This is a genomic window from Amycolatopsis sp. NBC_00355, from assembly GCF_036104975.1.
GTDB lineage: Bacteria > Actinomycetota > Actinomycetes > Mycobacteriales > Pseudonocardiaceae > Amycolatopsis.
Map to the genome: position 1 here is coordinate 2,606,695 of NZ_CP107982.1, position 16,624 is coordinate 2,623,318.

A 16,624-nucleotide genomic window follows, 5' to 3' on the forward strand; every position below is an offset into this window, starting at 1 on the left:
CTCCTGGGATCGTGGGAAGAGCTACAGACCGCGCGGGTGCAGGACCTCCTCCGCGACCAGGCCGAGCCAGTCGGCGAAGAGCGCCAGCGCGGCGACGACGATGCCGAAGGTCAGGCTCAGGATCGGGCGGTACAGGCCGATCCCGGCGACGAGCCCGCCGCCGAGACCGCCGCCGTCGATGAAGGTCGCCAGCGTCGCGCTCGCGACGGTGAGCACCAGCGCCGTCCGGATCCCGGCGAGGATCACCGGGACGGCCAGCGGCAGCTCGATCCGCCACAGGATCGCCGTCTTCGTCATGCCCATCCCCCGCGCGGCGTCGACGAGGGCCGGGTCGACGCCGTCGAGCCCGACGATCGTGTTGCGCAGCACCGGCAAGGTCGCGTAGACGACCAGCGCCGTCACCGCCGTCGCGGTGCCCGTGCCGGTCCAGAGCGCCAGCAGCACGACCAGCCCGATCGACGGGATCGCCTGCCCGAGGTTGCCCAGGCCCAGGCCGATCGGCCGGGCCCAGCGGGCGCCGGCGCGCGTGAGCAGGATGCCGAGCGGGAGGGCGATGACGATGGTGCAGACCGTCGAGATCAGCGTGAGCCGCAGGTGCGCGCCCAGTTCGGTGAAGATCTCGCCGGCGTTGAGGTAGCGCTGTTCGATCGAGTCGAGCGGCTGCGCGCGCACGATCAGGAACAGCGCCAGCAGGCCGAGGGTGAGCAGGACCGGGCGCACCAGCAACCCGGACCGGCGCCGGGGCCGGGCCGGTGGAACCCGGTCCACGCCAGGCGTTTCGACGGCGTCCGGCACCGCGGGTGGCGGCGTGCCGTCGGCCGGCCGGAGCGCCGCGACCAGGCGCGGCACGTCGCACACCCCCAGCGCGTGGCCGTTGCCGGTGACGGCGACCGCGGTGCTTCCGGTGCGCACCATCGTGTCCAGCGCGTCCCGGAGGGTGGCCTCGCGCGGGATCGGGGGCAGGCCGTCCCGCGGCGGCCCGAGTTCGAGGTCCGCCACCCGGATCAGCGCGAGCCGCTTCAGGTTCCGCTTCGAGCCCACGAAGGCCGCGACGTAGTCGTCGGCCGGCGCGGCCAGGATCGCCTCGGGGGTGTCGTACTGGGCGAGCACCGACCGCGGCCGCAGCACGGCGATCCGGTCGCCGAGCTTGAGCGCTTCGTCGAAGTCGTGCGTGACGAACACGATCGTCTTGCGCACGTCCCGTTGCAGGCGGAGGAATTCGTCCTGCAGCCGGGCGCGGGTGATCGGGTCGGTGGAGCCGAACGGCTCGTCCATCAGCAGCACCGGCGGATCCGCGGCCATCGCCCGCGCCACGCCGACGCGCTGCTGCTGACCGCCGGACAGCTCACGCGGGTAGCGGGCGCCGTGCTCGCGGGTCAGGCCGACGACGTCGAGCAGCTCGCCCACGCGGGCGGCGACGCGCCGCCGCGTCCAGCCGAGCACCCGCGGCACCACGCCGATGTTGGCGGCCACGCGCAGGTGCGGGAAGAGCCCGATCTGCTGGATGACGTAGCCGGTGTGGCGCCGGTGTTCGTCGAGGTCGAGCGCGGCGACGTCGGTGCCGCCGATGGTGACGGCGCCCGAGGTGGGCTCGACGAGCCGGTTGATCATCCGCATCGTCGTCGTCTTGCCGCAGCCCGACGGGCCGGTCAGCACGACGATCTCGCCCGCGGGGATCCGCATCGTGAGCCGCTCGACCGCGGGCCCCGCCTGCCCGGGGTACTGCTTGCGGAGCTCCCGCAGCTCGATCGTCCGGCCGGCGGTCCCGGCCGTCTCGTCCGAGGTCGCGATCACGAGCTTGCGCGGACGCCGCCGTGTGGTCAGCTTGCCGAGCACCACGAAGGCCAGGTCGAACAGCAGCGCCAGCACGACGATCCCCAGCGTCCCGGTCAGCACCTGGTTCAGGGAGTTGACCGAGCCGAACCGGCCGAGGCCGTCGAAGATCTCGTTGCCCAGCCCGGGACCTTTGACGTACGCGCCGATGGCCGCGATGCCGATCGTGATCTGCGTCGAGACCCGGATGCCGGAGAGGATCACCGGCCACGCGAGCGGCAGCCGCACCCGCCACAGCAGCCGCGCGCGGCCGAGCCCCATCCCGCGCGCCGCGTCCACCACGGCCGGGTCGACCCCGCGCAGCCCGACGATCGTGTTGCGCGTGATCGGCAGGAGCGCGTAGAGCACCAGCGCGCACAGGACGTTCGTCAGCCCGAGCCCGAACGGGCCGATCAGGATGCCCAGCAGCGCGATCGACGGGATGGTCAGGAACGCCGCGGTCGTCGTGGTCGCGATCGAGCCGAGCCACCGCCGCCGGTAGGTGAGCAGGCCGAGCGTCATCCCGATCAGCACGGCCAGCGCCATCGCCGCGAGGGTGAGGTCCACGTGGAGGATCGCGTCGTTCACGACGTCGATCCAGTTCTCGCGGAGGTACTCCGAAAGGCTCAGTGCCGCGCTCCTCGGGCGTCGAGGGGCGGAAAATCACCGACCGCCCCAGTCCGGCTTCGCCCCCAACCCCAGCACGTCCGCGGTGCTCCTGTCCACCGCCGGGCCCGGCTCACGCGGCCGCGCGGGACTCCGGGGACCGGCGTCGCAGGGACGGTTCGGTGGTCGACGGCGGGTGGTAGGCGATGTCGAGCGGGGCGACGTCCGTGCCCGGGGCCACGATCTCGTCGATCCGGTCGAGGAGGTCGTCCTCGAGCGTCGTTCCGGCGCCGGCGATCAGGTCGTCCAGCTGCGCCATCGTGCGGGGGCCGATGATCGCGGCCGTGACGTCCGGGTGCGCGACGGCGAACGCCATCGCCAGCCGGACCAGCGGCAGGCCGGCTTCGTCGGCGAGGACGGCCAGCCGCTCGACGGCGTCGAGGTTGCGCTCGTCGGTCAGGTAGCGGGGCACCCAGCGCATCCGCTCGGTGCCGGCCGCGGGCGGGCGCCCCGCGCGGTACCGGCCACTGAGCAGACCCGAGGCGAGCGGGCTCCAGACCAGGGCGCCCATGCCGTAGCGCCGGCAGACGGGCAGCACCTCGCGTTCGACGCCGCGGCTGAGGATCGAATACGTGGGCTGCTCGGTGCGGAAGCGGTGCAGCCCGCGCCGTTCCGCGACCCACTGCGCCTCGACGATCTCCGACGCCGGCAGGCTGGACGACCCGATCATCCGCACCTTGCCGCCGCGGACGAGGTCGGTCAGCGCCGAGAGCGTCTCCTCGATGTCGGTGTCCGGGTCGGGGTGGTGGACCTGGTAGAGGTCGATGTAGTCGGTCCCCAGGCGCCGCAGGGACTCCTCCACCGCGGTGACGATCCAGCGGCGGGAGCCGCCGCGCCGGTTCGGGTCCGCGCCCATCGGGCCGTTGACCTTCGTGGCCAGGACGACGTCGTCGCGCCGGTCCCGCAGCGCGAGGCCCAGGATCTCCTCCGACTCGCCGCCGGCGTAGACGTCGGCGGTGTCGATGAAGGTGATCCCGGCGTCGAGCGCCCGGTGGGTCATCCGGACGCATTCGGCACGGTCGGCGTTGCCGGCGCCGCCGAACATCATGGTGCCGAGGCAGTAGGGGCTGACCCGGATGCCGCCGCGGCCTAGGGGACGTGTCTTCATGGACGCACCGTCGCACGGGTAGCGGCCAGCAGGTGTCCGCTATTTCCTTCGGGTGCCGCGGATCGCGGTCAGGCCGCGGCCTCCGCGCGCCGGAGGGGCGCGACGACGGCGGGCAGTTCCTCGTTGAGCCGCCGGAGACCGGCGACCAGCTCCTGGCAGTCCGCGCAGGCGTCGAGGTGGATCCGGATCCGGCTCGCCTTGTGGTGGCCGATCCCGTCGCGCACCCAGCGGCCCAGCTGGCCGCCGACGTCGCGGCAGTTCCGGCGCTGCGAGGCCGGGACGTGCTGGTCCAGGTAGGCCTGGCGCAGCCCTTCCCGGGCGCGGTAGGCCAGCGCGGCGACGCTGTTCGGCGACATCCCGAGGTCCCGCGCGATCCGCGCCGGCGACTCGCCCTCGATCTCGGTGCGCCACAACACCGTCCGCCACCGCTCGGGAAGACCGGCGAACGCCGCCGCGGCGACGGTGGCGTGCAGCCGGCTGCCCACCTGTTCGTCGCTTCCCACGCTCGGCAGCACGTCCGGCACCTCGGCGACCACCGAGACGGCCGAGTCGCGCCGGCGCCAGGTGATCATCGTGTTCCGGATCGTGGTGAGCAGATAAGGCCGGAATTCCTCGTCCGGCCCCTCTCCCGAGCGCAGAATCCGTAGTACGCGGGTGAATCCTTCGGCGATCAGGTCGTCCCGCTCCGCCGCGTCGGCCGCGATCGCGGCCGCCACCCGCCGGGCGGCGACCAGGTGCCGGTCGTAGAGCTCGCCGTACGCCGCGACGTCCCCGCCGCGCACCGCCTCGATCAGGACCGCGTCGTCCGGGATTTCGCTCGTCCCGGCCACCGCCGGTACCACCTCGGTCACCACTCCCCCTTGCTCATGCCCTTGCCCGTGCCCTTGCCCGTGCCGCTGCTCGCGCGCCTGCACGTGCAGAATGCGGAAATACTCGCCCAACGAGTGACCCGGCGCAAGGGTTCGGCGGCAGGTCCCGGGTTCTTTCGGAACAGGCAGGCCGGGACCGGAGGTTGTCAGGGAGCGGAGCGGTCAGACGCGGTTTCGCCGGCCTTCACGAGAGTTAACGCGCATAAGTTTCGTGCTGTAAGCTCACGGTGTGGACGACGACAAGAGCGCGACGCGCACCCGCAACCGCCGAGGGGAAGGCGCCCGCCTGCGCGACGAAATCGTGGCGGCGGCTGTCGCATTGCTCGACGAGACCGGCGACGAAAGCGCCATCACCCTGCGCTCCGTCGCGCGGCACGTCGGGATCGCCGCGCCGTCGATCTACCGCCACTTCCCCGACCAGCCCGCGATCATGCTGGCCGTCGTGCAGAACGCCTTCGCCGAACTGGACGTCGAACTCCGCGCCGCCCGCGACGCCGCCCCCGGCCCCCGGCAGCGGCTCCTCGCCGTCTGCGACAGCTACCTGGCCTTCGCCGAGGCCCACCCGGGGCGCTACCGCACGATGTTCGGCGGGCTGTGGATGCCCGACCTGACCGAGAGTTCCGTGACCGAGACCGACCTGTCCACGCTCGGCCGGGTGAGCATGGAACTGCTCCACGACGCTCTCGCGGACTGCGTCGAAGCCGGTCTTGCCACGAGCACCGACCTCGCGGCCGACACGGTCGCTCTGTGGCTCGGCGTGCACGGGCTGGCCCACCAGCGCGGGGTGTCCCCCAATTTCGTGTGGCCGCCGGACATCGCCGAACGCGTCGTCACCTCGCTCGCGCACCTGACCGCGGACTGAGTTCCGCCGGGTACCGGCGTTTTCTCGTATCAACGCGCCCCACCTCCTACTCTCAGTGGGGTGGACGGCATCGACAGTCTCCGGCACGCGATCGAAACCATTCCCATTCCCGGCGCCCCGCCGCGGCTGTCCCGCCAGGGCGCGGCGGTCGGGCTGGCCCTCCTGGACACCTCGCTGCGGCTCAACCACGTGCGCCGGCTGACCGAACGGCTGACCGTCGTCGAGCACGGGACCGCGCGGCGCAGCACCGAAGTCGACGTCAGCCTCAAGCTCCTCGACGAGGGCCAGCGCCAGGCCACCGCGCAGCTGCAGGACCTGATCGGCCAGGAACACGGCGAGCGGGCCACCTCGAGGCCGGCGCGGCAACGGTCCCTGTGGGTACCGCTGGCCCGGCTGCCGCGCCGCGACGTCTCCCCCATCGACGTCTTCGACAGCGCCGGCCAGAAACTGCCGCGGCTCACCCAGCACGAGGCGTCCCGGCTGGTCGCCGCCGGGCTCTACCGGCTGCTGCGCGGGATCCTCGCCGGCGACGAGAACGCGCAGACGGCCAAGCACGAGCTGAACACCTTCCTGTTCCAGGTGCACGAACCGCGCTGGCTCATCCAGCAGGCGCTGCTGACGCTGCTCACCGAGCGGAACCACCCCGAAGAGGAGTTCGCGCTGGCCCCGGCCGGCGGCACGGTTCCCGGGTACGGCAGGCAATGCCGGGAACTGGCGCTGGACATCCTCACCGGCTGCGCCGACCTGCTCGTCGAATACGCCTACCTGCTCAACGTCGCCGTCCGGGACTACATGCTGGTGGTGGCGCTCGACGACTCGGTCGAGGAACACCGGCTCAGTTACGAAACGCCGCTGCACGTCGACGCGCGCCAGCCCGTGGCGCGAGAGCAGTGGCGGCGCCTGGCCTCCAGCCGCCGCGGGTACGTCGTGAGCTACGAGACCATGATCCCGGCCACGCTGAAGTCCTACCACCTGGTGGCCAGGACCGCGCCCGAGGCGGAGATCTCCCGGATGTACCTGTCCACCGACGCCGACCAGCACCAGGTGGACGGCCTGACCGAAGACCTGGTCTCGCTGGCCGAACGGCAGGACGCCGCCCCGCTGCAGGAAGCCGGCGGCGCCCGGCACAAGATCCTGGAACTGCAGGCGCAGACCGTGTTGCGCCGGCTGGCGGACCTGGTGCGCCGCCGCAAGTGGGAGGCCGGCCAGTCCGGCGTCGAGCTGTCCCCGCGCAGCCTGCCGGCCTGTCACCGGCTCGCCGCCGCGGCCACGACGGGCGAGGCGGTGCGGACGGAGTCGGGCGAGCTGGACAACTCGCTGCGGCGGCACCCGGAGTTCACCGCCGCGAACCTCCGCGAGGCCGCGCGGGAGCTGACCGAGCGGGAATTCGGGCAGGACCTCGTGCTCGTCAACGGCATCGCCGACAACGAGGCGCGGGCGTACTGGCGCCGCTCGGGCGGGCGGGACGTGCGCGGCGACCACGTCCGGGTGCGCGCGACGCTCGTGCTCAAGGACTCCACGAAGTCCGGGCCGCTCAACGTGACCTTCTACGCGCTGGCCGTCGCGACGGTCTCGTTCGTGCTCGGCTGGATGCTGGTCGGCAGCCCGTGGTTCTACGGGCGGGCCGCCACCGAGTCGCTCGGCCACATCGGCGACGGCCAGTCGGTGATCACGATGTTGCTGCTGCTGCCGGGTTTCCTCTACAGCCGGCTGTCGCTGCCGCCGCGGCGGACCGTGCTCGGTTACCTCGGCACGCTGCCGCAGGCGCTCGTGCAGCTGAGCATCGCGGCCGTCGCCGGGTTCGCCGCGGCCGTCGCGACGCAGAGCCGGGGCGAGGTCGTGCAGGTCACGCTCACGATCGCCGTCGGGCTGCCGGTGCTCGCCGCGCTGGTGCTGTTCAGCCAGGTGTCGTGGCGCGTATCGGCGATCCCGCTCTCGCGCATCGGGGCGCCGCGGTGGGCGGGCGCCGGGGCCTGGGACCGCCGCGAACCGCTGGAAGCCGACGTGCGGTTCGACTCGTCCGGGGGATGGTGAAAGTGCGCAACCAGAGGATTTCCGTGCGGAACGTGGCCGACCTCGCGCGGGCCGGCTTCGAGATCGCGCGCCAGCCGGTGACCAAAGTGGACTTCGAGGTGCACCACGCGGCGGCCCGCCACGGCTACCTGCGCGAGCTGGTGTCCGCGGACTCCGGCGGCGCGATCTTCCTGGAGACGCTCTGCTCGGCCACGAACGGCGCCGGCGTCGTGATCGGCACCCGCACCCGCAAACCGCCGGACGGCACCGAAGTCGTCGAACGCGTCGACGGCCGGCAACCGGCGGAGCGCCCGCAACAGCAGGCGGGCGCCTGGGTGTTCCACCAGACGACGTCGCCGAACCCGACGTTCATCTACGAGTCCGCGCAGACCTTCGAGGGCCTGATCGCGGTCGACCCGGCGGCGCGCGAGGTGTGCGAGTGGCACGGCCTGGCCATCCGCGACCTGGCGAGCGAGATCTCCGACGCCGCGGCCGCGCTGATCGACGCGCCGCTGCTGTCGTTGCAGAGCCCGGCGCAGCTGCCGACGCTCGTGAAGACCCGCAACCACGATCTCCGCACCCGCAAGGAGGTCGCGCCCCCGTGCGCGTCGCTGGCGGTCCGGTTCACGATCGCGCTGCGGGACGCGTCCGCGGCCGCGCGGTTCGAGCTGGCCGACCGGTTCCGGGAGCTGTGCGAGAAGAACGGGTACAGCTTCTGGCTCGCCGACACGCGCCCGGGGCACCGGCAGGGGAACTGGTTCGAGGTCTACCACGCCGACGGCGAGTTCTCCCCGCTGTACAAGGGGGATCTCCGGTCCCGCCAGCGGATCGGCACGTGCCTGCCGGTGACGTTCGTCGGACCGGCGCGGATCGGCTCCACGCACGCGATCGTCTCGTTCCTGCAGCGCTACCCGCAGGTGGGCGTGGTCGGCTGCGCGGGCACGACGTTGTCGGACGTCGCGTTCGTCCACCTGCAGCTGGCGATCCACGGCGTGGCCGCCGACCGGCTGAACCGCATCCTGGGCAAGCTGCTCGGCGAGTCCACGACCCCGGCCCGGCCGTACCGGCTGCTGCGCGAGCTGTTCAAGCGGCTCGGCCTGCCGCCCGATCCCGACGGGCCGGACTCGGCCGCGCCGGACCCGACCGGCGACTACCAGACCTTCGCCGGTCCCGCGTTCGCCTACCGGCCGTACCAGATGCCCGACTGCATGGCGGTGTGGGTTTCGTGGGAGATCGCCCGCCAGCACCAGGGGCTCGCCGCCCCGCTGGACTGCCTCTACCGCGCGCTGGCCCAGATCGCGCCCCCGGCGGACTCCCTGCCGTCGGCGGCCGAGCTGACCACCGTCGAGTACCTCATCTGCCGCGCCACCGAGCAGTCGGTGATCCGGGGCAAGGCGAAACTGGCCGTGCCCAAGTCGGCCCTGCGCCAGTTCGCTTCGGGTGGCGCCGAACTACCCGCGTCGAAGCTCTGCGCGTCGCTGGAGGAGGCGTGGAAGGCCCACGTGGACCGGTCCGGGGTGGACGGCGTGAGCGAGCTGACGGTGGCGTGGCGCGAATCCTGGCTCGGCCACTGGACCCACTCGTGACGGGCTAGCCCGATTTGACCAGGACGGCGCCCATCACGACGCCGAAGAGGTGCTCGACGCGGGGCTCCAACGCGGGCTGGTCACCGAGCCAGGCCAGGGACGCGGCCAGGGCGAACAGGTCGGCGCCGTCGATGTCGGTCCGGGCCACGCCCCCGGCCTGGGCGCGGGTGAGCAGGCGGGTGCCGGCCGCGCGCATCGTGACGCAGGAGTCGTGCAGCGCGGATTCCGGGTCCTCGATGGCGTTCATCATCGAGGTCACCACACCGCGGTAGTTCGTCGTGCACGCGACGAAGTCGCGCAGCCACGCCAGCAGCGCGTCCTCGAGGGAGCTCGTCGCCTCGACCGCGTCCGCTCTCGCGGTCAGCTCGTCGAAACTGGTGCGCAGCAAGGCTTCCAGCAACGATTCGCGCGTCGGGAAGTGCCGCAGCAGCGTCGCGAGCCCGACCCCGGCCCGGCGGGCGATGTCACGCATCGAGGCGTCGACGCCGTGCTCGGTGATGACGGTGCCCGCGACGACGAGCAGGTGGTCGTGGTTGGCCTTGGCGTCCGCCCGCATCTCCGCCTCCTTTGACATCCGGACCACTGATCCGCATAATCGGATCAGTGGTCCACATAAGTGGATCGTTGATCCGTTCAGCGTACCCGCTGCGCAGACAGGAGAAGGCCGTGTCACCACGGACGATGAAGGCGATCCGGTTGCACGAGTTCGGCGGGCCCGAGGTCCTGCGGTACGACGACGTGCCGGTGCCCGAGCCGGGACCGGGTGAGGTGCTCGTCCGGGTCCACGCGATCGGCGTCAATCCCCCCGACTGGTACGTGCGCGAAGGGATGCCCGGCGTGCCGCCCGGGATGCTGCCGCCGCTGACCCTGCCCCTGATCCCGGGGACGGACGTCTCGGGCGTGGTCGAGGCGGTCGCCGACGACGTCGTGGAGTTCGCGGCCGGCGACGAAGTCCTCGGCCTCGTCCGCTTCCCGGGCGACCTCCAGAGCGGCGCGTACGCCGAATACGTGACCGCGCCGGTCACCGACCTCGCCCGCAAGCCGGCCGGTGTCGACCACGTGACCGCCGCCGGGCTGCCGATGGCGGGGCTGACCGCGTGGCAGTTCCTGATCGAGCTCGGCCACGACCACCCCTCCCCGTTCCAGGAAGCCCGGCACCAGCCGATGCCCCTCGGCGCGGACACCACGGTGCTCGTCAACGGCGCCGCGGGGGGTGTCGGGCACCTCGCCCTGCAGCTGGCGAAGTGGCGGGGCGCCCGCGTCGTCGCCGTCGCCTCGGGCGGGCACGAGCCGTTCCTGCGCGAGCTCGGCGCGGACGAGGTCATCGACTACACGAAGGTCCGTCCCGAGGAGTCCGTGCACGACCTCGACCTGGTGCTGGACACCGTCGGCGGCCCGGGAAGCCGGCGCTTCCTGCGCACCCTCAAGCGCGGCGGCGCCCTGTACCCGGTGTACCTCGCCGAGTTCGACGACGAGGAGACCGAGCGGCTGGGCGTCACGGTCACGGCCACCCAGGTCCGCTCGGACGGCGCCCAGCTCGCCGAACTCACGCGCCTGCTCGACGCCGGCACGCTCCGCGTCGCGATCGACAGCACGTACCCCCTGGAGAAGGCGGCCGCGGCGCACGAGCGGGCCGCGCGCGGGCACCTGCGGGGCAAGATCGTCCTCACCGTCGACTGACGTCGGGTCATGGGTCCGGGACTGTCGGGCGAGTCGGCGATCGTGGGCGGTGCGTCGTCCGGGATCGGACTGAAGGTCGCCGCGGAAGGCGTGCGCGTCACCCGGCGCCGTACCGAGAATCCGAGCCGGCCTCGCGGTCACAGTGTCGGGAGCAGGCCGCCGTCCAGCGTGATGGCCGTGCCCGTCACGTAAGACGCGCGCGGTGAGGCCAGGAACGCAATGAGGTCGGCGGCCTCGTCCGCCCGGCCCGGCCGGCCGAGCGGCACGGACAGCGACGCGTGGAACTGCGCGCGGACCTCGTCCTCGGTCCGGCCGGAGTCTTCGGCCAGCCGCCGCAGGGTGTCGTCGAGCGCGCTGGTCTCGACGACGCCGGGCAGGACCGCGGTGACCCGGACGCCGTGCGGGCCGCAGGCGGTGGCGAGGCCCTTGCTGTAGGCGTTGAGCGCGGCTTTCGCGGCCGCGTAAGGGATGCCGGACGGTTGCGGGTAGCGGGCGGCGCCGGACGAGACGTGCACGACGGCGCCGCTGCCCTGCGCGGTCATGGAGGGCACCAGGATCCGGTCCAGGCGCACGACCGACAGCAGGTTCGCGTCGAGGTTCGCCTGCCAGTCCTCGTCGGTCGCCGCGAGCACGCCGCCGGGCACGTGCCGGTTGCGGCCGGCGTTGGCCACCAGCACGTCGATGCCGCCGAGGTGGCCGAGCGCCGCTTCGGCGGCGGCCTCGATCTCGGCCGGCACGGTCAGGTCGGCGGTCACCAGGTGCACGCCGTCGGGCACTTCGGCCGGGGTGCGGGCGATGGCGACCACGCGCGCGCCGGCCGCGACCAGGCGGGTGACCACGGCGGCACCGATCCCCCGGGTACCGCCGGTGACGACGGCACGCGCACCCGCAAGACCCAGGTCGTCGCGGATTTCGAGCATGGCTGTCCTCCGAAAGTGGTTGATCGGACTATACCGTTTAGAAGGCTACACGATATAGTCCGCTACAGTGCGTACGTGACCACCGTCCCGCCCGCCGGCCACCGCGACAGTCCCGGCCTGATGTTCGCCCTGCTCGGCAACGAGACCATGCGCCGCCTGCGGGACGCGCACACCGCGAACGGCCTGAGCCCGCGCCAGTTCCAGATCCTCGGCCTGCTCCACGACCGCGGCCCGCTCGGCCAGAGCGACCTGGCGACCGCGGTCGACACCGCCGCCAGCATCCTGGTCACGCAGCTCAACCCCCTCGAAGCGGACGGCCTCGTCTCCCGCGAACGCGACCCCCACGACCGCCGTCGCCACGTCGTCCTGCTCACCGCCCTCGGCCGCGAACGCCTGCAGAAGGCCGGCGCCGCCCAGCAGGAGGTCGAGGACGACGTCTTCCGGGCGCTCACCCCGGCCCAGCGCGCGCAGCTGACCCGCCTGCTGATCCTGGTCCGCGACGACCTCACCGGCGGCCACGAACAGTGCGGCACCCCCGCTTCCCTCGACCGCGAGGACAGTCGGCCGGCCGCCGGTAGCGCCAGGCGGTAAAGCCGTGAAGGGCACCTTCAGGGACATAGAGTCCCTGAAGGTGCCCTTCACGGCTTTCGAAATCGGCCAAGAGGCACCGGCCGCGGAAGATCACCGACAGGAGCTCTCCATGGAACGGCAGAGGTCGCCCGAGAGGCTGGTCTTCTTCAGCGACGCCGTCGTCGCCATCGCCTTGACGCTGCTGGTGCTGCCGCTCACCGAACTCGTGCCGGAGCTGATCGCGGCCGGCAAGCCGGCGACGGAGGCCGTGACCGGGAACTGGCCGAAGATCTTCAGCTTCCTGCTCAGCTTCGCGGTGATCGGCCGGTTCTGGTTCACCCACCACCGCATCTTCGAGCACGTGCGCGCCTTCAACGGCCCGCTCGTGGTGGTCAACTTCTGCTGGCTGCTCACCATCGCGGTGCTGCCGTTCCCGACCCAGCTCATCGGCGCCTACCAGTCACAGCGCTTCACGGTGCTGTTCTACCTCGGCACCCTGCTCGCCGGCAGCCTGTGCCACACGGCGCTGCTGTTCATCGTCCGCCGCGACCCCGCAGTCCACGGCGACGCCGAACCCGTGTCCGCCCAGTGGACCCGGAGTTTCGTGGTGAGCACCGGCATCTTCGCCCTCGCGGTGGTCGTCGCCTGCATCCGGCCGGGGTTCGGGTACTACGTCCTGCTGTTGCTGGCCCTGCAGCCCCTGATCACCCGCCGTCGCGGCGGCGACCGGAAGTCCGATGAGGACGGTCGCGACGAGCACCAGCAGACGGCGACCGGCTGACAGTCCCGGCCGCGGTCGGGAAAAGCCTCCGCACAGAGACCGGCCGGAACACGTCGGCTCCGCGGAAGCCGGACACCCCCGTCTGGTCGCTGCACTGTCGGGCAGCTCTGGCGAGGCGGCTCGTGTCAGGCGCCGCCGAGGAAGTTGTCGGCGGCGGCCGTGAAGTCGTCCGCGTCGTTGATCCGCGGGAACGGCTCGGGCGGCACCTCGGCGCCGAGGAACGCGCACAGCGGTGCCCAGCCCTCGCTCACCCGGTACACCAGCAGCTTCTCCGACGGGACCGTGGCCCGGACCTCCGCGTTGTGCCGGGTGAACCACGCGATCGCGGCCTCCCGGCTGGTGTGGCGGAAACCGCGCTCGGCCAGCGCCGCCATCAGCTCGACGGTCTCGGGGCCCAGCTTCGCGAAGACCTGGTCCATCAGCGGGTCGAAGATGGTCTCCGCGGCGCTGCGGTACCAGCGCTCGGGATCGCGGACGCTGAGCAGGATCTTGGCGTCCGGGAACAGCTCCCGCAGTTCACGCCAGAGCAGGCACCCCGGGAAGTCGGCGGTGGCCCGGTATCCGGCGACGGCGGCGCGCAATGCCTCGCGGTCGCCGCGCAGGGCCGCCGTCCACCGGACGGCGGCGACCGGGTCGCCGAGGATGTCCGCCATGTGGTGACACGGCCCGAAACCCAGCGCCTCCAGCGCGCCGCGCACCGACATCGTGCCGGTGCGGCCGAACCCGGCGCCGATGACCTCCACCATGCCCACCCTCCCCGGACCGAGCCCGCATTTTGGCACACCCGCCTACGGCGTCGGCCGCCGTGCCCGGGGCCGCTTCACACGGGAGCAGAGGTGATCACGGGGTGAAAGGTCGTCAGCCACGGGTGGCAGGATGCCGGGCATGCGAGTGACCCGTTACGGACCGTCCGAAGAGGCCGGACGCGGCCGGCTGGACACGAACACCGTCGCACGGCTCGACGAGGTCGCCGGCTTCACCGGACTGCTCGACGTGCTCGGCGCGCTGCGTGCCGAGCACGCTCCGGCCCGGCTCCTCTGCACCCTCGACGACGTCGACCAGTGCGCGTACACGAGCGGGCACGCGAGCGAAGACGACCGGCTCCGGCCGGACAGCGACGACGCCGACGCCCGCGCCGCCCACATCGCCGCCGCCCTGGACGATCCCGGGTCGCGGGTCGCGTGGGAGGACCTGCCCGGCGAGCGCCTCGGCGGGGAAGCCGACGTCGCGGCCCTGGTCGAGGTGAACCGGGACCCGGACGCCTTCCTCGACGACGTCGTGCTCGTCCAGCGGGTGCCCGTGCCGCGCGACGACCTCGCGATCGCCGGGATCCCGAACGGCTACTTCACCGCCGACTGGAACGTCTTCCAGAACCACGCGATCATCCGGCGGCTGGCCGGGCACGGCTACCGTCACGTGGGGATCGGCGCGTCGCTGCTCGGGTTCGACCGCACGGCCGCCCCGTCCGAGGAGGAGGTCCGCGCGGTCGTCGCCGACTTGCAGCACCTCTACGGCGCGTCCGGCGCCTGGGCACTGCTCGCCGCCCTGCTCCCGGAGCGGCCGTTCCTGTTCCTCGGCTACACGGAGGACTTCCCCGACTTGACCGGCTGAGGCGGGGCCGCCGACGCTGCGGCGGCAGCGGCTCGGACTTGCTTGCTTCCGGGCAGCCACACGCACAACGCGGTCGCGAGGAGGGAGAATCCCGTCGCCCACCAGAACGCGACGTGGAAGCCCGCCACGACCGCGCCCGGCCCGTCTCCGGCGACGGCCTGCTCGAGGACGACGGCGAGCACCGCCGTGCCGAACGACCCGCCGACCTGCTGCGCGATCCGGGTCAGGACGCTCGCGTGCCCGATCTCGGCGCGGGCGAGCCCGACGTAGGAGGCCGTCATGACCGGCATGGTGACGGCGCCGAGCCCGACGCCGCGGATCAGCAGCCACAGCGCGAGCAGCCAGCCGTCGCTCGTCGCGTCGACGAACGCGAACGGCACGGTCGCGGCCGCGACGACGACGAACCCGACGATCGCGATCGACTGCGCCCCGATCCGGTCGGTGAGCGGGCCGGCGATCTGGCGGCTGAGCAGGGCGCCGATCCCTTGCGGCACGAGCATCAGCCCGGCGGTCAGCGCGGTCACGCCGCGGACCTCCTGGTAGTACAGCGGGAGCAGCAGCATGGCCCCGAACAGCGAGAAGCCCGACAGGAACAGCACCGCGGTCGATGACCCGACCGAGCGCGCGGCGAGCAGCCGGACGTCCACGAGCGGGTCGCGGCGGCGCAGGGCGTGGACCGTGAAGGCGATGAGGAAGGCGACGCCGATCGCGAGCGGCGCGAGGACGCCGGGCCGGCCGAAGCCGGCCGCGCCGGCGTCGGAGAGGCCGAGGAGCACGGCGACGATGCCCGGGACGAGCAGCACGAGCCCCCACACGTCGAGCCGGGGCCGCGCGGCGGCGGCGTCCGGGGTGTCCTTCGCGAGGTAGCGGCCGGCGAGGATCAAACCGGCGACGCAGAACGGCACGTTGACCCAGAACATGAAGCGCCAGCTGAAGTCCGTGATGATCGCGCCGCCGACGAGCGGGCCGAGGATCGGACCGAGCAGGCCCGGCAACGCGACCCAGGTCATCGTGCGGCCCAGCGCGTGGCCGCCCGCCGCCTGCATGATCAGCGTCGTCATCACCGGCAGCATCAGCCCGCCGCCGAGCCCCTGCAGGACCCGCCAGCCGATGAGCGATCCCGCGTCCCACGCGAGGCTCGACCCGACCGAGCCGGCGAGGAAGACGGTGAGGGCGAACATCCAGACGCGCTTGCCGCCGAAGCGGGTCAGGGCCCAGGTGCTGAGCGGGACCGCCGCGCCGAGCGCGAGCATGTAGCCGGTCGTCACCCACTGGATCGTCGAGACCGGCACGTCGAGGCTGGTCGCCAGCCGGTGCAGCGCGACGCTGACGATCGTCGTGTCGAACACGACCGCCAGCGCCCCCACCACCAGGATCAACGCCGTCTTCAGCACCTTCGGGTCGACGCCGTCGCGCGCCGGTGTGTCCGCTGTCATCACTACCCCAATAAGAGAGGGATTATTTTCTTATTGGCGAGAGTAGGAGGACTGGCGAAGGAATGCAAGTCTCTCTTATCCTGGACGCATGCCGACGTCCGATACGGTCAAACGCCGCCGCCGAGGGACCGAGCTGGAGCACGCGCTCCTCGACGCGGCCTGGGCGGAGCTGGCGGAAGCCGGCTTCGCGAAGCTGACGATGGAGTCCGTCGCGGACCGCGCGAAGACCGGGATCGCGGTGCTCTACCGCCGCTGGCCGGACAAGAACGCCCTGGTGCTCGCCGCCATCCGGCACTTCGGCGACACCCACCCGGTCGAGATCCCGGACACCGGCAGCCTGCGCGACGACCTGTTCGAGCTGATGCGGAACATCAACGCCGGCCGGACGGAGCTCGCGACGCTCGTCGGCGCGACGTTCGCGGGCCTGCACGACAGCGCCGGCCTCACACCGGAGGAGGTCCGGCTCACCGTGCTCGGCGACGGCCCGAAGCGGTCCGACCCGGTGTACCGCCGGGCCCACGACCGCGGCGAGATCGACCTCTCGCGCATCCCGCAAGACGTCCTCGACCTGCCGTTCCAGCTCATGCGCCACGACATCCTGATGACGCTGAAGCCGGTCTCCCCCGAGCGCATCCGCTCGATCGTCGACGACGTCTTCTGGCCGCTCGTCACCGGCTGACCCGCTCCCGGGCCGGCTGCCGCACCCGGTG

The 16,624-nt window shown here is 72.4% G+C and carries 15 protein-coding genes; 8 read left to right on the forward strand and 7 right to left on the reverse strand.

The window, feature by feature from the left end:
* Nucleotides 1-21: 21 nt before the first annotated feature.
* The 3 genes from OHS18_RS48520 to OHS18_RS10685 form a co-directional block, all read right to left on the reverse strand.
* A complete protein-coding gene (locus OHS18_RS48520) occupies nucleotides 22-2,400 on the reverse strand; it encodes an ABC transporter permease subunit (protein WP_442875364.1) in 2,379 nt (792 codons plus the stop codon).
* Between the two features lie 151 nt (nucleotides 2,401-2,551).
* Nucleotides 2,552-3,586, reverse strand: a complete 1,035-nt coding sequence (locus tag OHS18_RS10680; protein WP_328453471.1) for an aldo/keto reductase — start codon at nucleotides 3,584-3,586, stop codon at nucleotides 2,552-2,554.
* A gap of 68 nt (nucleotides 3,587-3,654) precedes the next feature.
* Nucleotides 3,655-4,437, reverse strand: a complete 783-nt coding sequence (locus OHS18_RS10685) for a sigma-70 family RNA polymerase sigma factor (protein WP_328453469.1) — start codon at nucleotides 4,435-4,437, stop codon at nucleotides 3,655-3,657.
* Between the two features lie 247 nt (nucleotides 4,438-4,684).
* Here OHS18_RS10685 and OHS18_RS10690 point away from each other — a divergent pair, with 247 nt between their 5' ends.
* The 3 genes from OHS18_RS10690 to OHS18_RS10700 are packed head-to-tail and all read left to right on the forward strand — an operon-like array spanning nucleotide 4,685 to nucleotide 8,916.
* Nucleotides 4,685-5,317, forward strand: a complete 633-nt coding sequence (locus OHS18_RS10690) for a TetR/AcrR family transcriptional regulator (protein ID WP_328616855.1) — start codon at nucleotides 4,685-4,687, stop codon at nucleotides 5,315-5,317.
* Between the two features lie 60 nt (nucleotides 5,318-5,377).
* Nucleotides 5,378-7,351 carry a hypothetical protein gene (locus tag OHS18_RS10695; RefSeq protein WP_328616856.1) on the forward strand — a complete coding sequence of 658 codons (1,974 nt, stop codon included), beginning with the start codon at nucleotides 5,378-5,380 and terminating at the stop codon, nucleotides 7,349-7,351.
* A 23-nt stretch (nucleotides 7,352-7,374) separates the two neighbouring features.
* Nucleotides 7,375-8,916 carry a hypothetical protein gene (locus OHS18_RS10700; RefSeq protein ID WP_328616857.1) on the forward strand — a complete coding sequence of 514 codons (1,542 nt, stop codon included), beginning with the start codon at nucleotides 7,375-7,377 and terminating at the stop codon, nucleotides 8,914-8,916.
* Between the two features lie 4 nt (nucleotides 8,917-8,920).
* Here OHS18_RS10700 and OHS18_RS10705 read toward each other — a convergent pair whose 3' ends face one another.
* A complete protein-coding gene (locus tag OHS18_RS10705; protein ID WP_328616858.1) occupies nucleotides 8,921-9,472 on the reverse strand; it encodes a TetR/AcrR family transcriptional regulator in 552 nt (183 codons plus the stop codon).
* 110 nt (nucleotides 9,473-9,582) lie between these two features.
* Between OHS18_RS10705 and OHS18_RS10710 the strand changes: the two genes are divergently transcribed.
* The gene (locus OHS18_RS10710; RefSeq protein WP_328616859.1) at nucleotides 9,583-10,596 is read left to right on the forward strand and encodes an NADP-dependent oxidoreductase; all 1,014 of its coding nucleotides are present in this window, start codon (nucleotides 9,583-9,585) and stop codon (nucleotides 10,594-10,596) included.
* A gap of 137 nt (nucleotides 10,597-10,733) precedes the next feature.
* Here the strand turns inward: OHS18_RS10710 and OHS18_RS10715 are convergent, their stop codons facing one another.
* Nucleotides 10,734-11,516, reverse strand: coding sequence for an oxidoreductase (locus OHS18_RS10715; protein ID WP_328453461.1), 783 nt, complete (start codon nucleotides 11,514-11,516; stop codon nucleotides 10,734-10,736).
* Nucleotides 11,517-11,591: 75 nt separating this feature from the next.
* Here OHS18_RS10715 and OHS18_RS10720 point away from each other — a divergent pair, with 75 nt between their 5' ends.
* Nucleotides 11,592-12,107, forward strand: coding sequence for a MarR family winged helix-turn-helix transcriptional regulator (locus tag OHS18_RS10720; RefSeq protein WP_328616860.1), 516 nt, complete (start codon nucleotides 11,592-11,594; stop codon nucleotides 12,105-12,107).
* Between the two features lie 109 nt (nucleotides 12,108-12,216).
* Nucleotides 12,217-12,867 carry a TMEM175 family protein gene (locus OHS18_RS10725; RefSeq protein WP_328616861.1) on the forward strand — a complete coding sequence of 217 codons (651 nt, stop codon included), beginning with the start codon at nucleotides 12,217-12,219 and terminating at the stop codon, nucleotides 12,865-12,867.
* 125 nt (nucleotides 12,868-12,992) lie between these two features.
* Here the strand turns inward: OHS18_RS10725 and OHS18_RS10730 are convergent, their stop codons facing one another.
* On the reverse strand, nucleotides 12,993-13,613 hold the full coding sequence (locus OHS18_RS10730; RefSeq protein ID WP_328616862.1) for a sulfotransferase family protein: 621 nt from the start codon (nucleotides 13,611-13,613) through the stop codon (nucleotides 12,993-12,995).
* 139 nt (nucleotides 13,614-13,752) lie between these two features.
* Here OHS18_RS10730 and OHS18_RS10735 point away from each other — a divergent pair, with 139 nt between their 5' ends.
* Nucleotides 13,753-14,478 carry a hypothetical protein gene (locus tag OHS18_RS10735; RefSeq protein WP_328616863.1) on the forward strand — a complete coding sequence of 242 codons (726 nt, stop codon included), beginning with the start codon at nucleotides 13,753-13,755 and terminating at the stop codon, nucleotides 14,476-14,478.
* On the opposite strand, the gene OHS18_RS10740 is transcribed toward OHS18_RS10735, so the two are convergent.
* On the reverse strand, nucleotides 14,445-15,914 hold the full coding sequence (locus OHS18_RS10740; protein WP_328616864.1) for an MDR family MFS transporter: 1,470 nt from the start codon (nucleotides 15,912-15,914) through the stop codon (nucleotides 14,445-14,447). The two genes, OHS18_RS10735 and OHS18_RS10740, sit on opposite strands and share 34 nt — an antisense overlap.
* Before the next feature lie 88 nt (nucleotides 15,915-16,002).
* Here OHS18_RS10740 and OHS18_RS10745 point away from each other — a divergent pair, with 88 nt between their 5' ends.
* Nucleotides 16,003-16,593, forward strand: coding sequence for a TetR/AcrR family transcriptional regulator (locus OHS18_RS10745; protein WP_328453450.1), 591 nt, complete (start codon nucleotides 16,003-16,005; stop codon nucleotides 16,591-16,593).
* The last annotated feature ends 31 nt before the right edge of the window (nucleotides 16,594-16,624 follow it).